At 64.3% G+C, this 20860-nt stretch carries 18 protein-coding genes and 1 pseudogene; 6 read left to right on the top strand and 13 right to left on the bottom strand.

The genetic code is table 11. The features are described 5' to 3' along the window. Positions 1-208: pseudogene (locus CAF70_RS02950) on the top strand (channel protein TolC); the annotation flags it as partial. A gap of 114 nt (positions 209-322) precedes the next feature. On the opposite strand, the gene waaA reads toward CAF70_RS02950, so the two are convergent. Continuing rightward, the gene (waaA, locus tag CAF70_RS02945) at positions 323-1594 is read right to left on the bottom strand and encodes a lipid IV(A) 3-deoxy-D-manno-octulosonic acid transferase (protein ID WP_085621808.1); all 1272 of its coding nucleotides are present in this window, start codon (positions 1592-1594) and stop codon (positions 323-325) included. Positions 1595-1605: 11 nt separating this feature from the next. Then, positions 1606-2496 carry a LysR family transcriptional regulator gene (locus CAF70_RS02940; protein ID WP_085621807.1) on the bottom strand — a complete coding sequence of 297 codons (891 nt, stop codon included), beginning with the start codon at positions 2494-2496 and terminating at the stop codon, positions 1606-1608. 85 nt (positions 2497-2581) lie between these two features. On the opposite strand from CAF70_RS02940, the gene CAF70_RS02935 reads away from it, so the two are divergent. The 4 genes from CAF70_RS02935 (at position 2582) to CAF70_RS02920 (ending at position 6124) form a co-directional block, all read left to right on the top strand. Next, the gene (locus CAF70_RS02935) at positions 2582-2914 is read left to right on the top strand and encodes a multidrug efflux SMR transporter (protein WP_008095055.1); all 333 of its coding nucleotides are present in this window, start codon (positions 2582-2584) and stop codon (positions 2912-2914) included. A 209-nt stretch (positions 2915-3123) separates the two neighbouring features. Next, positions 3124-4299, top strand: a complete 1176-nt coding sequence (locus CAF70_RS02930; RefSeq protein WP_085621806.1) for an FAD-binding oxidoreductase — start codon at positions 3124-3126, stop codon at positions 4297-4299. Next, positions 4296-5108, top strand: coding sequence for an aldo/keto reductase (locus CAF70_RS02925; protein ID WP_085621805.1), 813 nt, complete (start codon positions 4296-4298; stop codon positions 5106-5108). The genes CAF70_RS02930 and CAF70_RS02925 overlap by 4 nt, the downstream gene beginning before the upstream one ends. 47 nt (positions 5109-5155) lie before the next feature. Further along, complete coding sequence (locus CAF70_RS02920; RefSeq protein WP_085621804.1) at positions 5156-6124, top strand: metal ABC transporter ATPase; 969 nt, start codon at positions 5156-5158, stop codon at positions 6122-6124. A gap of 124 nt (positions 6125-6248) precedes the next feature. Here CAF70_RS02920 and hldE read toward each other — a convergent pair whose 3' ends face one another. From hldE to CAF70_RS02905, 3 genes are all read right to left on the bottom strand, one after another. After that, positions 6249-7670: a bifunctional D-glycero-beta-D-manno-heptose-7-phosphate kinase/D-glycero-beta-D-manno-heptose 1-phosphate adenylyltransferase HldE gene (hldE, locus tag CAF70_RS02915; protein ID WP_013974472.1), complete on the bottom strand. Its 1422-nt coding sequence runs from the start codon at positions 7668-7670 to the stop codon at positions 6249-6251. 130 nt (positions 7671-7800) lie between these two features. Next, positions 7801-9609, bottom strand: a complete 1809-nt coding sequence (msbA, locus tag CAF70_RS02910) for a lipid A export permease/ATP-binding protein MsbA (protein ID WP_085621803.1) — start codon at positions 9607-9609, stop codon at positions 7801-7803. 15 nt (positions 9610-9624) lie between these two features. Next, entirely contained in the window at positions 9625-10800 is a 1176-nt protein-coding gene (locus CAF70_RS02905; protein WP_085621802.1) for an O-antigen ligase, read from the bottom strand. A gap of 100 nt (positions 10801-10900) precedes the next feature. Between CAF70_RS02905 and CAF70_RS02900 the strand changes: the two genes are divergently transcribed. Continuing rightward, positions 10901-11506: a toluene tolerance protein gene (locus CAF70_RS02900; protein WP_085621801.1), complete on the top strand. Its 606-nt coding sequence runs from the start codon at positions 10901-10903 to the stop codon at positions 11504-11506. Positions 11507-11508: 2 nt separating this feature from the next. Here the strand turns inward: CAF70_RS02900 and CAF70_RS02895 are convergent, their stop codons facing one another. The 8 genes from CAF70_RS02895 to CAF70_RS02860 form a co-directional block, all read right to left on the bottom strand. Beyond that, positions 11509-12600, bottom strand: coding sequence for a glycosyltransferase (locus CAF70_RS02895; protein WP_085621800.1), 1092 nt, complete (start codon positions 12598-12600; stop codon positions 11509-11511). 37 nt (positions 12601-12637) lie between these two features. Further along, positions 12638-13411 (bottom strand): glycosyltransferase family 2 protein, encoded by a 774-nt coding sequence (locus CAF70_RS02890; RefSeq protein WP_085621799.1) that lies wholly within the window; start codon positions 13409-13411, stop codon positions 12638-12640. A 66-nt stretch (positions 13412-13477) separates the two neighbouring features. After that, the gene (locus CAF70_RS02885; RefSeq protein ID WP_085621798.1) at positions 13478-14434 is read right to left on the bottom strand and encodes a glycosyltransferase; all 957 of its coding nucleotides are present in this window, start codon (positions 14432-14434) and stop codon (positions 13478-13480) included. A 49-nt stretch (positions 14435-14483) separates the two neighbouring features. Further along, on the bottom strand, positions 14484-15887 hold the full coding sequence (locus tag CAF70_RS02880; RefSeq protein ID WP_085621797.1) for a PIG-L deacetylase family protein: 1404 nt from the start codon (positions 15885-15887) through the stop codon (positions 14484-14486). Then, complete coding sequence (locus CAF70_RS02875; RefSeq protein WP_085621796.1) at positions 15884-16780, bottom strand: antimicrobial resistance protein Mig-14; 897 nt, start codon at positions 16778-16780, stop codon at positions 15884-15886. The genes CAF70_RS02880 and CAF70_RS02875 overlap by 4 nt, the downstream gene beginning before the upstream one ends. Next, positions 16780-17910: a glycosyltransferase gene (locus CAF70_RS02870; RefSeq protein ID WP_085621795.1), complete on the bottom strand. Its 1131-nt coding sequence runs from the start codon at positions 17908-17910 to the stop codon at positions 16780-16782. Before CAF70_RS02870 ends, CAF70_RS02875 begins: the two co-directional genes overlap by 1 nt. Next, the gene (locus CAF70_RS02865) at positions 17894-19651 is read right to left on the bottom strand and encodes a carbamoyltransferase (RefSeq protein WP_085621794.1); all 1758 of its coding nucleotides are present in this window, start codon (positions 19649-19651) and stop codon (positions 17894-17896) included. Before CAF70_RS02865 ends, CAF70_RS02870 begins: the two co-directional genes overlap by 17 nt. Positions 19652-19871: 220 nt before the next feature. Next, entirely contained in the window at positions 19872-20708 is an 837-nt protein-coding gene (locus CAF70_RS02860) for a 23S rRNA (adenine(2030)-N(6))-methyltransferase RlmJ (RefSeq protein WP_085621793.1), read from the bottom strand. Positions 20709-20860: the final 152 nt, after the last annotated feature.

Raw genomic sequence — 20860 nt, 5'->3', positions numbered from 1 at the left:
GCTGTACACCTCGGTGCGCGACTACAACAACAGCCGCTATGACTACATCCTCGACAACCTGAGCCTGAAGCAGGCGGCCGGCACCTTGAGCCCGCAGGACCTGCAGGACCTCAAGCGGTACCTGAAACCGGACTACAACCCGGACAAGGACTTCCTGCCGCCGGACCTGGCAGCAGCGGCAGCGAAGAACTTCGAGCGCCGCCCTTGAGATAGGTGTTGGCTTTTTCGCGGGCTCGCCCGCTCCCACAGGGATTGCGCAGCCCTCGAAGCATGCATCAATCCTGTGGGAGCGGGCGAGCCCGCGAAGAAGCCAATGCAAAAATCAGCGGATAAACGCACCCAGCCCATCGAGCAACCGTTGCAAGGCCCCTTGATTGGCCCGCATCACCGCCCTGCCCGCCTCGCCCATGCGCTGCGCATCCTGCGGCAGTTCGACCAGCCGCCGCACTGCCTCCGCCAGCCCGTCGACATCCTCCACCTGCTGCAAGGCCCCCGCCTCGCGCAGCATCGCGCTGATTTCGAGGAAGTTGAACACATGCGGCCCCATCAGCACAGGCAATGCCAACGCTGCCGGCTCCAGCGGATTGTGCCCACCGGTTGCCACCAGGCTGCCACCAACGAAGGCAATATCAGCCAGCGCGTAAAGGAACAGCAACTCACCCATGGTGTCGCCGACCAATACCTGAGTCTGCGCATCGACCGGGGTACCGGCCGAGCGGCGCACGCTGACGAATTGTTCGCTGCACAGCGCATGCACCGCGGCAAACCGCTCGGGGTGGCGCGGCACCAGGATCAGCAAGGCATCACCATGCACCTGCAGCAACTGCCGGTGCGCCTGCAGGATCAGCGCATCCTCGCCTTCATGGGTACTGGCCGCAATCCACACCGGGCGCTGCTCAGCCCCCCACTGCGCACGCAGTGCTCTGGCACGCGGCAGCAGTTGCTGGTCGATCTTCAGGTCGAACTTGATCGAACCGGTGACCCGTACGCACTCAGGGCGAGCGCCCAGGTCACGGAAGCGTCGGGCCTCGGTTTCGGTCTGCACGGCAATCAGGCTCATCTCGGCCAGCATCGGCCGGGTCAACCTGGCAAAGCGCCCATAGCCACGGGCCGAGCGCTCGGACAAGCGGGCATTGGCCAGCGCTACCGGAATGCCGCGTTTCGCACACTGGTGAATGTGGTTGGGCCACAGTTCGGTTTCCATGATGATGCCCAGCTTCGGCTGCACATGATCAAGAAAACGCCCCGCCGCCCACGGCAGGTCGTAGGGCAAATAGCAATGCTGCACACGTGGTTCGTCGGCGAACATGGCGCGAATACGCTCGGACCCGGTCGGAGTCATGCAGGTAAGCGTAATCGGCAACTCCGGGTAGGCCTTGAGCAAGGCACGCACCATCGGTGCCGCTGCAATGCTCTCGCCCACCGACACCGCGTGTACCCAGATGCCGCCTTGGCGCATGGCCGGCAGCTTGAAGGCAAAGCGCTCGCCGATGCGATGGCCATAGGCCGGCGCCTTGCGCGCGCGCAGGTACAGGCGCAGCGCAACCAGCGGCAGGCCCAGGTGAAACAGCAAGGTATAGAGAGTTCTGTTCATGGCCGCGGAGTTTACCCGATCGCGCGCAGGTGCACCGCAAAGCGCTCGGCCAGCCACTGCGCAGCCGGCCCCAGTGGCTCGTCGCGGCGCCAGGCCAGTTCCACCACCAAGGCCGGTGGCCGCCACTCGCTGTCCAGTTCGACCATGTGCGCCTGGTAAGTCGGGTATTGCACCACGTGCCGCGGCAGCCAGGCCCAGCCCAGGCCGCGCATCAGCAGTTCTGCCATGGCGTAGAAGCTGTCGGCGCGCCACACCTGCGGGCTGATCGCCTCGCCGCCGGGATAGCCGCTTTGCTGCGGGGTAATCAGAAGTTGTCGATGGCGCGCCAGTTGCTGGCGGGTGACCCGGCCTTCGCCCGCGAGCGGGTGGCCAACCGCGCACACCGTGACCATTTCCACGCTGCCCAGGGCGCGCCGCTCCAGCGATGCCGGGATGCTTTCGTGGTGGAAGAACAGGCCAAGATCGGCGCGCCGCTCCACCAGCTTGCGCGCCACATCGCCCTGGGCGCCGCTGGCCAGTTGCACCTCCAGGAACGGGTAGCGGCTGGCCAGTTCGTCGAGGCTGTCGATGACCGGCTGATAGGGCATGGCTTCGTCCTGGGCGACTCGCAGCAAGGCCTCCTGCCCGCGCATCAGCGCCAATGCACGGCCATCCAGGCGTTCGCACTGGCGCAACAGTTCGCGGGCATCTTCCAGCAGGGCGCTGCCGTTTTCGGTCAGCTTGGGTTGCCGGCCACTGCTGCGCTCGAACAAGGTGACACCGAGGTCGGTTTCGAGCAGGGCGATCGCGCTGCTGATCGCCGACTGGGCCTTGCGCTGCTCACGGGCCACGGCAGAGAACGAGCGCAGTTCTGCAACGCGCAGGAAGGTACGTAGCTGTTCAAGGTTCCACTGCTCGGCCATCAACCTATCTCCCATAGTGATAGGTAATGACTTTACCCCATCCAGGTAACGCCTAGAATGCCCCCCAGTTACCGGAGGATCCACCATGAATGCCTACACCTACCTCGCCATTGCCATCTGCGCCGAAGTCATTGCCACCGCATCCATGAAAGCGGTGAAAGGCCTGAGCACGCCACTGCCGCTGCTGCTGATGGTGGTGGGCTATGGCATCGCGTTCTGGATGCTGACCCTGGTGGTGCGCAGCATTCCGGTGGGGATCGCCTATGCCATCTGGTCGGGGTTGGGGATTGTGCTGATCAGTGTCGCGGCGCTGGTGATCTATGGGCAGAAACTGGATGTGCCGGCGATGCTGGGCATGGCGATGATTGTGGGTGGGGTGGTGGTGATTCAGCTGTTTTCGAAGACGGCTGGGCATTGATGGTTGCCTTGGGTCTGGCGGAGGGTTGGGTCGGGGCTGCCAGGTGCTTGTCTTGATTCCTGGTGTCGCGTAGATCGAGCGCCGCGCGGGCGGTGCTCGATCTCAAAGACGCCATAAACCTCAAGGCGGCCACATGTCAGCCCGCACGCAATCCCTCTCGGGCCCGACCCTGTATACTTGCCAGCTGTCCCAGTCTTCGAGGTACCGCCATGCCATCTGCCATTTCCACTGACGTGCTGATCGTCGGCGCCGGGGTCGCAGGCCTCTGGCTCAATGCCCGGCTGCGCCGCTTGGGCTATTCGACGGTACTGGTGGAACGCGCCAGCCTTGGCGGCGAGCAGACCATCAAGTCCCAGGGCATTATCCATGGCGGCACCAAGTACGCCCTGCACGGCGCCCTCACCGGCGCTTCGGAAGCCATCGCCGACATGCCGCGTCGCTGGCGCGAAGCGCTAAGTGGCAGCGGCGAGCTGGACCTGACCAGCACCCGCCTGCTGTCCGACGCCCACTACCTGTGGTCGCCAGGCACCCTGGCCGGCAACCTCACCAGTTTCTTCGCCAGCAAGGCCGTGCGCGGCCGGGTCGACCAGGTAAAGGGCGAGCAACTGCCACCTGCGCTCCAGGACCGCGCCTTCAAGGGCAAGGTCTATCGCCTGGCCGAACTGGTCGTGGACGTGCCCAGCCTGCTGGCCAACCTGGCCCAGCTGGCGGGTGACAGCCTGCTCGCCGGCGAGCGCATCGCGCCACTGCGCATGGGCGACGAGCTGGTCGGTCTGCGCGTGGACGAGCGCGACATCCGCGCCCAGCGCATCGTGCTCAGTGCCGGCGCCGGTACCGAAGAGCTGCTGCATGCCCTGGGCCTGAACCAGCCGGCCATGCAGACACGCCCACTGCACATGGTCATGGCCAAAGGTGCCAACCTGAAACCGCTGTACGCCCATTGCCTGGGCGGCGGGCCGAAGCCACGGGTGACGGTGACCACCCACCCGGCCGCCGACGGCCAGTGGGTCTGGTACCTGGGCGGTGACCTGGCCGAAGCCGATGGCGTTGCCCGCGAGCCGGCTGCGCAAATCGCTGCGGCACAGAAAGAAATCGCCAGCCTGCTGCCATGGGTGGACCAGAGCCAGGTGCGCTGGGCGACCCTGCGGGTCGACCGGGCGGAACCGGCGCAATCGGGCCTGGTACGCCCGGACAACGCCTTCCTCGCCGACCAGCAACGCCTGCTGGTGGGCTGGCCAACCAAGCTGGCCCTGGCACCGGACTTCAGTGACCGGGTCATCAGCCACTTGGAGCGTGACAGCATCCGCCCGCAGGCGCAGGCCGACCTGGTCGACCTGCCACGCCCGCCGCTGGGTGTGCCGGCCTGGGAGCAACTGCTGTCATGAGCCTGCCCACCCTGCACAACTACCATCGCCCCTTGGGCAGCACCGGCTTCAAGGTTTCGCCGCTAGGCCTGGGCACAGTCAAGCTGGGCCGCGACCAGGGCGTGAAATACCCCACCGGCTTCACCATCCCCGGCGATGACGAAGCCCGCCAGTTGCTGGCCCAGGCACGCGAGCTGGGCATCAACCTGATCGACACCGCCCCGGCCTACGGCCGCAGCGAAGAGCGCCTGGGCCCGCTATTGCGCGGCCAGCGCGATGAATGGGTGATCGTCAGCAAGGTTGGCGAAGAATTCGACAACGGCCAATCACACTTCGATTTCAGCGCCGTTCACACCCGCCGCTCGGTAGAGCGCAGCCTGCGGCGCCTGGAAACCGACCGCATCGAGCTGGTGCTGGTGCATTCCGACGGCAACGACCTGGCAATCCTCGAACAGCAGGAGGTCTACCAGACCCTGGCCGAGCTCAAGCAGGAGGGCAAGATCCTCGGCTTCGGCCTGTCCGGCAAAACCGTCGCCGGCGGCCTGAAGGCACTGGAGCAAGGCGACTGCGCCATGGTCACCTACAACCTCAACGAACAGGCAGAACGCCCGGTGCTGGACTACGCTGCCGAACACGGCAAGGCCATCCTGGTGAAGAAGGCCCTGGCCAGCGGGCATATCTGCCTGGCTCCGGGTGTCGACCCGGTGCAAGCCAGCTTCGAGCTGCTGTTCGCCCACCCGGGCGTCAGCAGTGCTATCGTCGGCACCATCAATCCGTTGCACCTGGCCCACAACGTGGCCACCGTCGCCCGTATCCTGGGCCAGCATTGAGTTGCCCCAGGCCCAGCCTGGACTGACCCGACGCAAGGAGGAGCCTCGTGGCGCGAACGCTGATCCGCAAGAACCCGAGCAACTTCAAGACACTGCCGCTGCATGTCGAGGCCACGCCCGAAGGGCTGACCTACCAGAGCATCGGCATGCCGCTGAACTTTGCCCAGACCCAACAGCGGCGCAAGGCCATCCAGTTGGCCGATGTGCAACGTTTCGTGGTCGAACTGGCCAACCTGGGCGTGTCGGTACGGCTGACCCTGCATTGGCAGAACCGCGATTACTGGGTGCTGGTGCGTCAGCGCCGGCAAGACCGTGGCGATGTGGTGCTGAAACTGATTTCGGGCTATGTGCCGGCGCAGGAGCTGAACCTGCCGTTGCACACAGCCGTGCAGGAAGTGGCAGAGGAATGCCTGCTGGAAACTCCGGAAGGCTGGCTGGGCGGGCGCTTCAACGACACCTGGCTACCGGTACCCTACGCCGCCGCCCTGCACTACCGCGAAACACCGCACTTCGTGCTGGCCCCGGAGTCCGGTGCCGCACGCCCGGTGCACTGCGGCAAGCTGATGCTGCTGGAACGGCCACGGGCGTATGTGCACTTGCCCACCGCCTCGCTGCAACTGATCTATGACATGCGCCTGCAGGTACCCCGGGACGCCAAGAAGCTCAGCCTGTTCCACGTTGATGAGCGGCTGGAGGGCGACCAACTGGTGGCGCGGCTCAACCGCAAGCGGCCAGACCTGTACCTGATGCCATTGAAGGACGGCCAGCCACTGGCTGAACTGTATACCGTGAGGAAGGATGAATTGGTGCCGGCGAGCACGCGCGGGCTGTACCTGGCCGAGAGTTTTGCACGGCAGGAGGGTTGGGTGGTCACGGACGAGCGGGTGCGCTGGAAGGATTGGGTGAAACAGCAGGGGTTGGTGGAGAGCAAGCCGGTGCGGGCATCGCACCTGCAGCGGTTTGGCGACAAGGCGCGAGCGCTGCTGGAGCGGGCGCGTACCTCCCTGAACAAATGATTGGGGCCGCTATGCGGCCCTTCGCGGGCATGCCCGCTCCCACAGGAATGGTGTAAACCTCAAACCTGCGCCGTACCTGTGGGAGCGGGCATGCCCGCGAAGGGCTGCACAGCAGCCCCGATTATCAGTTCTTGCGAATCTTCTCGACGATCGCCGTGGTCGAGCTGTTCTCGACCAGCCCCAGCACCTTCACGGTACCGCCATAGGCCTTGACGATATCGGCACCTACCACCTGGTCGATGCCATAGTCGCCGCCCTTGACCAGCACATCCGGCTTGACCTGGCTCAGCAGGTTCTCCGGCGTGCCCTCGGGGAAGCTGATCACCCAGTCCACCGCACCCAGCCCGGCCAGTACGGCCATGCGCCGGTCGACGCTGTTGATCGGCCGGCCCGGCCCTTTCAGGCGGCTGACCGAGGCATCATCGTTGACCGCGACGATCAGGCGATCGCCCTGGGCCCGCGCCTGTTCCAGGTAGGTGACATGCCCGGCATGCAGGATGTCGAAGCAGCCGTTGGTGAAGACGATCTTTTCTTTGTGCGCCCGCGCGTCATCAATGGCCAGCAGCAGCTGCTCCAGGCCCAGCACACCGCGCTCGGAGCCTTCCTCGCGCTGGATCGCCCGGCGCAGCTCGGGGGCACTGATCGCAGCCGTACCCAGCTTGCCGACCACGATACCCGCCGCCAGATTGGCCAGGGCCACCGCGTGGGGCAGGTCCTCGCCGGCAGCAATGGCCGCAGCGAGGGTGGAAATGACAGTATCACCAGCACCGGTCACGTCGAACACTTCACGCGCCCGCGCCGGCAGGTGCAGCGCCGGCTGGCCGCTGCGCAGCAGGGTCATGCCGTGCTCGCCACGTGTTACCAGCAAGGCGCCCAGGTCCAGGTCCTGCAGCAACTGCAGGCCCTTGGCGACCAGCTCGGCTTCATCGGCGCAACGGCCGACGATGGTTTCGAACTCGCTGAGGTTGGGGGTGATGAGGCTGGCGCCACGGTAGATGGAAAAGTCCTTGCCCTTGGGGTCGGCCAGCACCGGAATGCCCTTGGCCCGCGCCGCCTGGATCAGGCTCTGGTGGTTTTTCAGTGCGCCCTTGCCGTAGTCCGACAGGACCAGCACCTTGACGCCCTCGAGCAGGCTGTCGACCTCGGCCCCCAGCGACAGCGGGTCGGTGGCGAACGGTTCTTCGAAATCGATGCGCAGCAACTGCTGGTGACGGCTCATGACCCGCAGCTTGACGATGGTCGGCTGGTGCGCGATGCGCTGGAACACCGAGCGCACGCCTGCAGCCTGCAGGCTGTTGGCCAGGCTGTCAGCGGCCTCGTCCTGGCCGGTGACACCGATCAGCGAAGCCGGTGCGCCCAGGGCGGCGATGTTCAAGGCAACGTTGGCCGCGCCGCCGGGGCGATCCTCGATCTGATCGACCTTGACCACCGGGACTGGCGCTTCAGGCGAAATACGCGAAGTACCGCCATGCCAGTAGCGGTCGAGCATGACATCGCCGACCACCAGTACCGGGGCTTGATCGAAACGCGGCATGGACAACTTCATGGGCAACCCATATGGAAATAATGAACAGGGGCAGGATATTAGCACAGGGTAGACGACGGCTTTATGGCCAGATCACCCCAGGAAAATTCCCGTGACAATCGGGGCCACGACGGCCCCGATCAACGAGGGTTCAGGTGATATCGGCCTTGGCCGGCTCATCCAGGCCCATGGCATGCAGGCGGGCATAATGGCCATTGGCCGCGAGCAGCTCGGCATGGGTGCCGCGCTCGACCAGGCGCCCTTGGTCCATGACCAGGATCTGGTCAGCTTTCTCGATGGTCGACAGGCGGTGAGCGATCACCAGCGTGGTACGACCCTGCATCACATGGTCCAGGGCCGCCTGGATATGCCGCTCGGACTCGGTATCCAGCGCCGAAGTGGCTTCGTCGAGGATCAGCAGCGGTGCGTTCTTCAGCAGTGCCCGGGCGATGGCCAGACGCTGGCGCTGGCCGCCGGAGAGCAGCACGCCGTTTTCGCCCACTTCGGTATCGAAGCCTTTCGGCAGCCGGTCAACGAACTCCTTGGCGTAGGCATCGGCCGCAGCGGCTTCGATGTCGGCGCGCGGAGCGCCGGCCAGGTCACCATAGGCGATGTTGTTGGCCACAGTGTCATTGAACAGGGTGACATGCTGGGTCACCTGCGAAACATGGCGACGCAGGTTACGCAGGCGATAGTTCTCGATCTCCACGCCATCGAGCAGGATCTGTCCTTGATCATGGTGATAGAAGCGCGGGATCAGCGCCGCCAGGGTCGACTTGCCGCTGCCGGAGCGACCGACCAGCGCGATCATTTGCCCCGGCTCGGCGACGAAGCTGATGTCGCTCAGCACCTCCCGCTCGGTACCCGGGTAGGTGAAGCTCAGGTTGCGCACTTCCAGGCGCCCTTCCACCCGCTCCTTCTCGACGGTGCCACTGTCCACTTCAGGCGCTTCGTCCAGTTGCTCGAAGATGCTCTCGGCACCGGCCAGGCCCTTCTGGATGGTCGAGCTGACTTCCGAAAGCTGGCGAATCGGCTTGGGCAACAGGCCAGCGGCGGTGATATAGGCCACCAGGTCACCGGCAGTGGACTCGCCACGCAGGAACAGCACCAGGAACATCAGCGCGGCCATGGCGGAATAGATCACCAACTGCAGCATCGGCGTGTACAGCGAGCCGGTCTTGGTCATGTGCAGCTGCTTGTCGGTATTGCTCTGGCTGGCCTTGCCGAAACGCTGCTTCTCGTAGGCTTCGCCACCGAAACTGCGCACCACGCGGTAGCCCTGGATGGTTTCCGAGGCCACGTGGGTGACGTCACCCATGGCCACCTGGATCTTCTTGCTCTGCTTGCGGAATTTCTTGCTGGCGACGCTGACCATTACCGCGATCACCGGCAGGATGGCGACCATCACCAGGGTCAGGTGCCAGTTCATCCACAGCAGGTAGGCGAACAGGAACACCACGGTCAGGCCTTCGCGGATCACCACCTTGATCGCATCGGTGGCGGCACCGGTGACCATGGTCACGTTGAAAGTGATACGCGAAATCAGGTGCCCGGAGTTGTGGTTGTCGAAGTAGCGGTTAGGCAGCACCAGCAGCTTGTTGAACAGTTCCACACGCAGGTCGTGCACCAGGCACAGGGAAACCTTGGCCAGGAAGTAGTTGCCGAGGAACGAGCCCAGGCCCTGCCACGCGGCGATCAGGATGATCAGCAGCGGCACCGCCTGCAGCAGTTGCAGGTCGCGCAGGTAGGGGACGTTGGGGAACAACACCGCTTCGGGGTTGCTCAGGCCATCGACGAAATACTTCAGGATCCCGGCCAGCATCGGCTGGGTCGAGGCAAAGATCACGAAACCGATGATGCTCAGCAGGAAAATGCCGACATAGGGTTTCACATAGCTCAGCAGCCGGAAGTAGATCTTCAGGCTGGAGGTGTGTTCCGCCGGTCGCGGTGTTTCGGCCATTATCGAGCTCGCTGTTCAGGTTGAACCGGAAATTTTACCACAGGCGCCATCTTCGGCACGTCCCCATGGCAGCAACATGGCCAGGCCGACCGGCAGCCAGCTGATGAACCATTCGGCACGTGGCGTACCGGTGAGGCTGGCGGCATCGAACTGCATGGCCAGGGTCGAGTACACCCAGAAGCCGAGCAGGATCTTGCCGAACAGCGTGCCGCGTGCGCGGATGATTTCGCCCAGGGTGTACAGCCACACCATGACCCACAGCAGCATGCCCGGGAGGCCCATCTCCACTGCTATGTGGGTGAACATGTTGTGGGTATGGTCGAAGTGCTTGCCCACTGCACTCACGTCGTATGCAGTCCCCAGGCCAAGCCCGGTCCAGGGACGCGCGGCGATCATGTCGACCACGGCATGGAAGATTTCCGGCCGGTAGGACGAACCGCGCTGGGCGATCAGGTCGTACACGAGATAGAAGGCCAGGCCGGTGGCAATCGCCGCCAGCATGGCGAACACCCGGCTGTGGCGGTCGCGGAACCACAGCGGCGCCATGATCACCGTGAGCACCAGGGCCAGGACCGCGCCACGGCTCTGGCTGAGCATGGCAAACACCCCCAGGCACGCCAGCGCTGCCAGCCACAACAACTGCAGGCCACGTTGCCGAGGCGGCTCGTAAAGCAGGAAGAGCACGGCTGCACCGATGACGTAGGCGCCCAGGATCGGGTGAGATATCTCGCCGATGCCCTGCAGGCGGGCGACCAACGGCATGCCCAGCACGCCGTAGAAATGGATGACCGAGACCAGCGCGGCAACGGCCAGCAAGACGCTACCGGCCAGCAGCAGTTGACGAATGCGGGCCAGGCCAAGCTGGGCCAGCAGCGGGAACGCCAGCAGGAACACCAGGATGTAGAGCAGGCGCTTGGCCTCGCGCCCCGGCTCTTGCGCGGCCGACCAGAACAGGCTGAGCCCGCTCCATGCCAACAGCAGCAGTACACTCACCCACAAGGCCGGCTGACGCCGCCAGGCTTGCATGATGACGTGCCTCGCGGACCACGCCATTACCAGCGTAGGCAGCCACAGGAACAGCACAAGGCCCTGTTGATAGACCTTGTTGCTCGGTGCCAGGGCAATCGCTGCCAGGAACCAGACCAGACCAAACCCCAACCAGGCTCGCGCCCAGTTTTTTTCATACAACATTTTTCCCCCGATGAATCAAACACACCATCCAATGGTGCTACAGCATAATTTTCGGCATTATTGCCGGTCATTCTGTTCGCCCGACGACAAGGCTTTATTCATGCAATGCTCCCGGCTACCCCAGGTCGACTTCGATCAGCTGACACAAGGTGCACAGGTGCTTGAGGCAGATAGCCATGGTGCCAAAGTCTACCTGCTCGCGGATGGTAATTTCCTTAAGGTTTTCCGTAGGAAAAGACTGATTTCATCTGCACTGCTGCGTCCGTACTCGCAGCGCTTCGTCGACAATGCCGCGCGCCTTGCGCAACTGGGCATCCCCACCCTGAACGTGATCAGCCAGCACAAGCTCGATGTGCCAGGCCGCACCGCCGTACTGTACCGCCCGCTGCCGGGGCGCACCTTGCTGCAGATGTCGCGCGAAGAAGGTTTCAGCTGGGACACCTACCTGCCGCGCCTCATCGAGCTGATCCGCCAGCTGCACCGCAGTGGCGTGTACTTCCGCTCGCTGCACCTGGGCAATGTGGTGGTCACCCCCGACCAGCAGCTGGGACTGATTGACGTGGCCGACATGCGCTTCCTGCGCCCGCCGCTGTCGGCGCGCATGATTCGGCGCAATGTGCAGCACATGGTGCGTTATATCGAACGGGAGAACCTGGGCGACCGATTCCCCCTGGCCGCCTTCGAGGCCGCCCTGCTGGCACGCTGAGGTCAGTTGCGCAGCAGGCTCTGCGAGCCGCTGCAGAACGCCTGCCAGGCCTGCTCCGGGGCCAGCGCCTGGCGCTGCCGGGCGGCTACCGCCGGGCCACTCAGCGCTGCGCAACGCACCATCGCCTCGGCCCAGGCATTTTCATTGGCAACGGGCAGGTAGCCACCGGTGTCCTGCAACTGCTCGCGGAACACCTGCAGGTCGCTGCACACCACAGGCACGTCGGCCATGACCGCTTCCTGCACCACCAACCCCAGGCCTTCGGAGCGCGAAGGCACCAATAGCCAGTCGAATGCCCGGTACAACTGCTGCAGGTCGTCGCGATGACCGCTCAGGTGAACACGCCCGGCCAGGCCCAGCGCGTCGATACGGGCCTGCAATACCGCACGCAGGGGGCCTTCGCCGATGATTGCCAATTGCAAACCCGGCTGCCGCGCACTGGCTTTGGCGAACGCCTCGATCAGCATCTCGAAGCCCTTGCTCTCCACCAGCCGCCCGACCGCGCCCAGCATCAGCCCATTTACCTGGGGCAACTGCAGGGCCTGCCTGGCCGCCTCACGGCTCAACAACGGCTCGGCGAACGCCAGCGGGTCAAGGGCCATGCGCAGAGTCTGCACCGGCCTGCCCAGTTCGTGTTCGATGGACGCGGCCAGTGTCTGCGAAACGGCGGCAATGCTCAGCCGCTCGGCCGGGAACATGCGCAGCAGGCGAACATCACTGGCGCTCAGACGCGTCTTGCCGTGGAACAGCACCTTGGCACGCACCTGCGGAACCCGCTCCAACAGCGGCAACACCAGCCGCGCCACACCGACGCCGTCGAGCAGCACGACTTCAGCCTGGGCCTCGTAAAGTGCCTTGCGCAAGCGCATGCGCAACCATGGGCGCAACAGCCGCCAGAAGTGCCGCCCTTTCAGCGCCCGTGACGGCATGTGCCACTCGCGGGTCGAACCAAGCCCACAGCAGAGCCCGCTACCCAGCAGCAGCCAGTTGCTGATCCGGGCATCGGCCCCCGCGTGCGACAGCACCTGCCGATGCACCTTGTGGATGGACATGTACGGCGTTCCACCCGCCCACATCATATTGACGATGTTCATGGGCCCTCTCCCGCTCATGCCAGGTGGGGCAGCGACTTCATTGAACAAAAAGGGTGATTCCCATGCCAATCACGGCACCCGCCACCAGCGTCAATGCCAACTTCATCCGATCACGCTTACGACGTTTGGCCTTGCGCTCCACTTCGATGGGCAAGGTCACGTGATTACCAAATCCTGTATGCAAGACTGCATCACCCTCCAGGGTGACCGCTGTCAGGTTCAACTCAGCGTAGCGTCGGGAAAGTGCCTTCTCTCCAGCATAGGCGGCAAATGGCGCGCAACGCTGGTAATCGCTCAAACGACGCAGCCCGGGGTTGAGCGAAAACGCCTGCCACTCGGCCTTGTCGGACAGCAGCGGGTAGCAAGGCACCCCGGCGATCACCTGGCGATCGCCCAGGTGAATGTACGGGCTGTGGATGGCCAGGTCATGGGCATGGCTGCGCAGCCAGACCTGCAACAGGTCGGGGCTGACCTCCAGGATGGCCCGGGAGTCCTCGACGAAGCCCTGGCGATAGAAGTGCCAGTCGTCCTCGCAGTGGAAGATGTAGGGTGTCTTGACGTGGCTGTAGGCCAGGTCGATAGACGGCAACTGGCCCAGCTTGGGCCGGTTGACGAACACCTTGCAGTGCGGTTTCCAATGCTCAGGCACAGCGGCATGCACGGCATCGTCACCGGAATCTTCGGTGATGAACACTTCGCGAATGGGCGCGGTATTGTAGCGATCGAAACTCTCAAGGGTATCTCTGAGCAGATCGAACCGCCCACAACTGGTCACGACAAGCGTGATGTCACTCTCACCTGAAAAGCGCACCGGACTCCCTCCGCCTTGCGACTATCGACTTTCGGCACCTGTTCCGTAGGCGCGAAAGTTCTTATGTTAGATGCCCAGCTTCAGGCGCAGCCGCTGCCATGCAGACAACGGTGGGTGGGGCCTGAGTGCCGGGCGCATGTGGTCGACGATGCTACGTCCAACTGCCGCGAAACTGAAACGGGAAACCGCCAGATGGCGACCATTTTCTGCAATCCGCCGTGCCAGTTCAGGATCCGAACGCAAGCGGCGGAGTTTTTCCTGAAGGGTGGGGATGCTGTCATAGAACACCACGTTGTGCATGTCCTGCAGGCCCAGTGCGCGGTTTTCCTGCTCGCCCTGGTCATACGCCAGCAACACACAGCCGCAGGCCATGGCTTCGAAGTTCTTGATCATGTATTCGCCCATGCCGACGTCGGCACTGACGAAGAAGCGGATCCGGTTGAGCGTGTTGCAGTAGTCTTCACCCGATTTGGTACGGGTCACCACCAGGTTCTCGACCCGGCCCAGCTCGTCCAGCAACGCCTTGCGGCCGCTGTAGGCCACGCTGTTGGTGCTGCCGACGAAGGCCAGTTCGATGTCGCGCTCACGGCCTTGGTCGGCCAGCAACTGCTCGTCGTAGCCCTTGGGCACGAATACGGCGTCGAAACCTTCCTGACGCAGGCGCTCGCTGACCATGTAGCCGGAGCTGATCACCCGCGCCCAGGGCAGCTTGCGGTAATGGGCGCTGAACTTGCCGGTGTATTTGCACGGGATGTAGTTCTGATAGGCATCGTGCTCCAGGATGACCAGGTTCGGCACGGTGCGGATGAACGCCGCCTGACGGATTTCCTGCTTGAAACGCAGGAAGAACACGATGCGGTCGTAACGCTCGACCTGCACCTCACGCTTGAAATAGCGGCGCAGATTGCGCTGGTCTTCGCTGGTCAGCCAGCGCAGGTCGCACTCGCAATTGGCCGCGACGCCATCGTACAGGCGGTCGAGAATCGCCCGCTGTTCCTTCTGCACCAGAAATAGGACTTTCATTGGGTTCCTTGGGCGCTCAGCGCCATCGCGGTCAACCATGGCGGCGCGGCTACAGCTCACGCCGCCAGAACAGTTCATGTCGGCGCACGGCCTTGCGGAAGAATTCGTTCTCGCCGTAAGGCGACGGCCGCCGCCCGGCCAGCCAGCGTTGCAACAGGCGGCGCAGGCGGCGCTTGAACGGCGCCGGCGGTTGCAGGTCGTGCATCATGCCCAGGGCCATGGCCTTGTCGCGCTGGGTCGCCAGGTCCAGTACAAGGCTGCAGGGTGCCCAGGCCTGGGCAGCGCTCAGTTGCGGCGGCAAGGCCACGCCATCTCCACTGTCGCCCATCGGCCAGCGGTCGTTGTCATGCAGGTGGTTGGCGTAGCACAGCAGGGTTTGTGGCTGCCAGGCCAGGCCTTGCAGGGCTTCCAGTACCGCGGCCTGGGCACAGATGTGATCGGGGTGTGGGTCGAGCTGCGGGTGCGGCATCACCAGCACTTCTGGCCTGGCCATTTCCAGCAATGCCCGCAGGTCGGCCAGCAGGTTGTGCCAGGTCGGCGCGCCATCGCCGTCGGCCGGCAGCGGGAACGGGTTGTACTGGCGGAACACACGGATGTCGGCGAGATCGGCCTCGCGGGAGGCGGCCGGCTGGCCTGGCGCAGCCTGCATGGCAGGCAATTGCAGGCAGAAGTAGCCCAGCTGCACGCAACGCGATTCGGCGACACCGGCCCAGCGTGGCACGGCAATACTGTCCCAGGCCCGCAGGCGGCCCTTCAGACGCGCGGCTTCGGCCCTTGCCAAACCCATCTGCTGATAGTGTTCGGCCTCGATTTCACCGGCGGTCAGGGTCACCACCCAGGTTTCGTCGGCTCGGCTATAGAGGCCATAGGCGGCCAGCTCGGCGTCATCGGCATGCGGCGCGATCACCATCACTCGGCGCCGTTGCAGCTCAACCCCAGGGGTTATCCACAGGCGCGGCTGGCCCGCCAGCCGACAATGCCGGCCACGCAGGCGCAGCGTGCCAGCCTGCAGCGGTGCGGCGAGGCCGGTCAAGTTGAGGAAGCGCACGCCATCGACGCCGCGCTCGAAGGTTTGCCGGTCGGTCTGTTCACCCGCCACCAGCTCGACCTGCGGGTCAAGGAAGCGCCCCAGCCAGCGGCTTTTTACCCGCAGCTCGAGGATCAGGGTTTCGTTGCCCTGCAATGCGCAGTCAGTCTTGAGCAGGTCGCCGTTCAGGCTGGCAAGGGCCTCCTGCGTCTGCTCACCGAAGTCGTAGGCGTAGTCCTCGCCTGGCGCGTAGAACAGGTGGTCGGCAAACCAGGCTTCGTGGGCCGCCCACAGCAGCGGCAACAGCAGCAGTGGCAACCACCACCAGCTGAACACACCGACGGCCAGCAGCGCGACCAGGCCCGCCAGCAGGCCCAGGCGCTTGTTACGCCGGTGGCGCTTGAGCAACTGCTGCTTGCGGCTCACGCCTGATACACCGGTACGGGGTTGCACCAGCGATCCTTGTACTCGCGGTCGGCACGACCGAAGGAGAACCGCAACGGCTTGTTGCGCGCACGGGCATCTTCCCAGGCGGCCTGGGTATTGAGGAAGCTCAGCACGCTGCCGGGGCTGAAGGCCTTGGTTTCAGGGTCGACCCCCCCATTGATGTACTCGACGCTGATCCATTCCGGCGCTTCGACGCGGTACACCAGCTGGATGGCAATCGGCTTGTCGTCCAGCAGCAGCACCGAGCCGATCAGCAGCTCGCGCAGGCGCTCCAGCACCTCGGCCATGCGTTCGGCACCGGTGGCCGGGAAGCCCCAGCGGCGCTGGAACAGGTCACAGTACATGCTGGCAATTTCCTGCGCGCTGAAGTCGCTGATCGGCCGTACTACGCCGCCCGCCTCTTCCAGCAGGCGCAACTCACGGCGCTGGTTGTAGCGGAACTTCTTCGACAGGTCCTCATGTGCCCGAGCCATGGCCAGCTGTTCCTTCTGCGCCTTGAGGCCACTGAAGCGGCCTTGGTTCAGCTCGGACAGATAGCGTGCGCTGTGGCGCAACGGCGCGGCGGTACCGGCCGCCGCCGGCAGGATGATTTCGGCATTGCCCAAGTCGAACAGGGCCTTTTTGCCGGCACGCTTGAGCACGTCCTTGGACAGCGCCAGGTGGCGCCCCCAGGCAGGGATGGCAGCCTTCAGCTCGCCGGCCTGGTGCCAGCCCAGGTAACGCACCGGGATCTGCGCCAGGTCCGCCAACTGCTCGACTACCAGCGGATGGGTGGCGACACTACCGCCAAAGCGGGCCCATGCCTCGGCGTAGGCCTTGGCGTCGATGACTTGCCAACCGCGCTCGCGGAAGGCCTGGATACGGTTGAGCATCAGGCCTGCCCCACCAGCGCACGGACCTGCGGCAGCTGCCAGAAGGCTTCGCGCACCGCCTGGTCGGAGAAGCGTTCACGCAGGCGCTGCAGCATATGCTCGGCACAGGCCTGGCGCTGCTGCCCATCGAGTACCGCCATGTGCTTCAGGCCCTGGGCCAGCTGCCCGGCATCACCCAGCGGGAACAGAACGCCAACACCCTCGACCACTTCGCGAGCACCGCCACAGGCCGTGGCCAGTACCGGCACACCAGCGACCATGGCCTCGAGCAGGACCATGCCGAACGGCTCATGGTCGGAGCTCAGGGCGAACACATCAAACGCCTGGAAGTAACGGCGCGCATCCGGCACCTGGCCAAGGAAGTCCACTTGCCCGGCAATGCCCAGCTCGGCGGCCTGGGCCTTGAGCCTGGCTTCCAGGCGGCCCTTGCCGAGGATCGCCAGGCGGGCGCCGGCCGGCAGCCCCGGTAACGCTTCGGCAAAGCCCCGCAGCAGGGTGGCCTGGTCCTTGTCCGGATGCAGGCGCCCGACGTTACCGACAATCCATGCCTGCGCATCCAGGCCCAAGGCCTTACGGGCCTCGGCGCGAGGCACCAGGGCCGCTTGCAGGGCTTCGATGTCGATGCGGTTGTACAGGGTCTGGATACGCTCTGCCGGCCACTGTGGCAGACAGCGGCGCATGTCGTCGCGTACTGCGTCCGACACGCCCAGCAAGCTCAGGCGTTTGCTGAACAGGTTGGCGAAAAGGCGCCGCCCCTTGCGCTGGTAGTCACCGAAAGCATGGTGCACACCGATCACCGGCAAGCCGGTACCCAGCAGCGCCACGTAGATCGGCTTGAAGCGGTGGGCAATACAGAAAGCGAAATCGCGCTCGGCCGCGATCCGCCGCAATGCACGGATGGCGCCGAGCTTCAGGCCGCGCACGGCCTTGGAGCTGAACTCCAGGAACAGCACCTCGTCCGACGCGCAGCCTGCCGCTACCTGCGGGTCGGCGGCGCCGGTGAGAAACACCGTGGTGACCTGGTAGCCACGCCCCTGGAACAGGCTGGCGTACTGACGGGCACAGTCCAGGAACGGCCCGTCATAGCCATGGCAGAACTGCAGGATGCGCGGTTCAGAGCGGCTGGTCATACGGGGCCGCGCCGTCCTTCACAACCAGGATGTCTTCCATGATCAGGTACTGCAGGTCCGAGCCGAAGAACATGTTCAGGGCGTCGGTCGGCGAGCAGATCATCGGTTCACCACGGCGGTTCAGCGAGGTGTTCAGCGACACGCCGTTGCCGGTCAGGTCTTCCAGCGCCTTCATCATGTCGTAATAGCGCGGGTTGTACTCGCGCTTGAGCACCTGGGCACGCGAAGTGCCGTCCTCGTGAACCACTTCCGGCACGCGGGTCTTCCACTCTTCAGCCACTTCGAAGGTGAAGGTCATGAACGGCGCCGGGTGGTCGACCTTGATCATTTGCGGGGCAACGGTGTCGAGCATCGACGGGCAGAAGGGTCTCCAGCGCTCGCGGAACTTGATTTGTTCGTTGATGCGGTCGGCTACGCCCGGCACGCTCGGGCAACCGATGATCGAACGGCCACCCAAGGCGCGCGGGCCGAACTCCATGCGGCCCTGGAACCAGGCCACCGGGTTGCCGTCGACCATGATCCTGGCGATGCGTTGCGGCATGTCGTCGAGCTTGCGCCACTTCGGCGCGTTCGGGTGACGGGCGCAGGCGGCGATCACGTCCTCGTTGGAGTACGACGGGCCGAGGTAGACGTGTTCCATCTTCTCGACCGGCACGCCACGGGCGTGGGAAACGTAGGCGGCAGCCCCAACGGCGGTACCGGCGTCACCGGAAGCCGGCTGGACGAACAGTTCTTTCAGGTCTGGGCGGGCGATGATCTTCTGGTTGAGCTTGACGTTCAGCGCGCAACCGCCGGCAAAGGCCAGTTTGCCGGTCTCACGCAGGGTGTCGCCCAGATAGTGGTCGATCATCTGCAGGGCGATTTTTTCGAACAGCGCCTGCATGCTGGCCGCGTAATGGATGTACGGCTCGTCGGCGATGTCGCCTTCGCGCTTGGGGCCCAGCCATTCGATCAGCTTCGGCGAGAAGTAGAAGCCCTTGCCCTTCTCTTTATAGCGGCGCAGGCCGATGACGTTGGCGTATTCGGTGTTGATCACCAGTTCGCCGTTTTCGAAGCTGGCCAGGCGCGAGAAGTCGTACTTGCTGGCGTCGCCATATGGCGCCATGCCCATGACCTTGAACTCGCCATCGAGCATCTCGAAGCCGAGGAACTCAGTGATTGCGCCATACAGGCCGCCCAGCGAGTCCGGGTCGAAGAATTCCTTGATCTTGTGGATCTTGCCGTTTTCGCCGTAGCCAAAGAAGGTGGTGGCGTATTCGCCTTTACCATCGATGCCGAGGATTGCGGTTTTTTCCTTGAAGCCCGAGCAGTGGTAGGCACTGGAGGCGTGAGCCAGGTGGTGCTCGACCGGCTCGATCTTGACCTTTTTCGGGTCGAAGCCCAGCTGCTCCAGGCACCAGACGATCTTCTTGCGATAGCGCTTGTAGCGACGGTTGCCCATCAGGATGGCATCAAGGGCGCGGTCCGGGGCGTACCAGTAGCGCTTGGCATAGTGCCAGCGCGCCTTGCCGAACAGGCTGATCGGGGCGAACGGGATGGCTACCACGTCGACGTCGGATGGCTTGATGCCTGCCTGTTCCAGGCAGAACTTCGCCGACTCGTAGGGCATGCGGTTCTTCGCATGCTTGTCACGCACGAAGCGCTCTTCTTCGGCGGCGGCAATCAGCTTGCCGTCAATGTACAAGGCCGCGGAAGGGTCATGGCTAAGGGCGCCGGACAGGCCAAGAATCGTCAATGCCAAGGGATTAGCCTCTTCATTCGGTAGAAATGCGCCAGCGGCCTCTTGGGCGGGTGGCGACTAAAGGGCGGGATTATAACGCAAACATGTGCGCAACGCGGCAACCTGTACCGGCCTCATCGCCGGCAAGCCAGCTCCCACAGGTACGGCGCAGGCCTCAAGGGCGATGGTGTACCTGTGGGAGCTGGCTTGCCGGCGATGAGGCCGGTACAGACAACCTATATTATTCAGCGATCAGCCAGTCCATGCGGTAGCTGCCGGCGGTCTGCGCCAGCTCCTTGGCCAGCCATGGCAGCAGCGCCTTGAGCTCTTCTTCCAGCCCCCACGGCGGGTTGGCGATGGCCAGGCCTGAACCGTTGAGCCCTTGGGGGCTGTCCTGGTGGTGCACATACAGCTCGACCCGCAGCAGTTTTGGCGCGCCGGTGCTGGTCAGGTCCTGGTAGAAGCGGGTCAGCGAACGCTGGTCCTTGATCGGATACCAGATGGCCGCGACAGTCTGGCGCATACGACCGATTGCCTCTTTCATGGCGGTGGTGCAGCGCTTGAGTTCGTCAGCCTGCTCGAACGGCGGGTCGATCAGCATGATCGCGCGTTTTTCCTGCACCGGCAGCAAGGCCCGCGGCACATGCCAGCCTTCACCCAGGTGCACAGTCACGCGCGGGTCTTTTTTCATGTTCTCTTTGAGCAGCGGCCCGTCTTCGGGGTGCTTTTCGTTGAGCAGGGCGCGGTCCTGCTGGCGCATCAGGCGGCGGGCCAACTCGGGCGAACCGGGGTAGTAGCGCAGCTCGCCGTCGGCGTTCAGACGCTTGATGATACGCAGATAGTCGTCGGCCATAGCCGGCAGGTCATCGCGATTCCACAGCCGGGCGACACCTTCCAGGTACTCGCCGGTGCGGGTTGCCTGGTCACCTTGCAGGTCGTACAGGCCAAGTCCTGCGTGGGTATCGATGTAGGCGAACGGCTGTTCCTTGCGCGACATCAGGGCGATGAGGCGGGTCAGCACGATGTGTTTGAGGACGTCGGCGTGGTTGCCGGCGTGGAAGGCGTGACGATAGTTCATGGCAACTCCTGCGAAGGCGGCAAGTTTACCTTGCCTTGCAGGCGGAGTCAGGCCTGGCTGCTGATCGGCGGCGGCTTCTTCGCGGGCTCGCCCGCTCCCACAGGGCCCGCACAGATCTCAGACCCTGTGGAGCACCTGTGGGAGCGGGCAAG

It is taken from the genome of Pseudomonas sp. B19(2017) (genome assembly GCF_002113165.1).
GTDB lineage: Bacteria > Pseudomonadota > Gammaproteobacteria > Pseudomonadales > Pseudomonadaceae > Aquipseudomonas.
The sequence above is the reverse complement of the archived record's forward strand: the minus strand, read 5'-3'. Positions and strand labels throughout refer to the sequence as shown.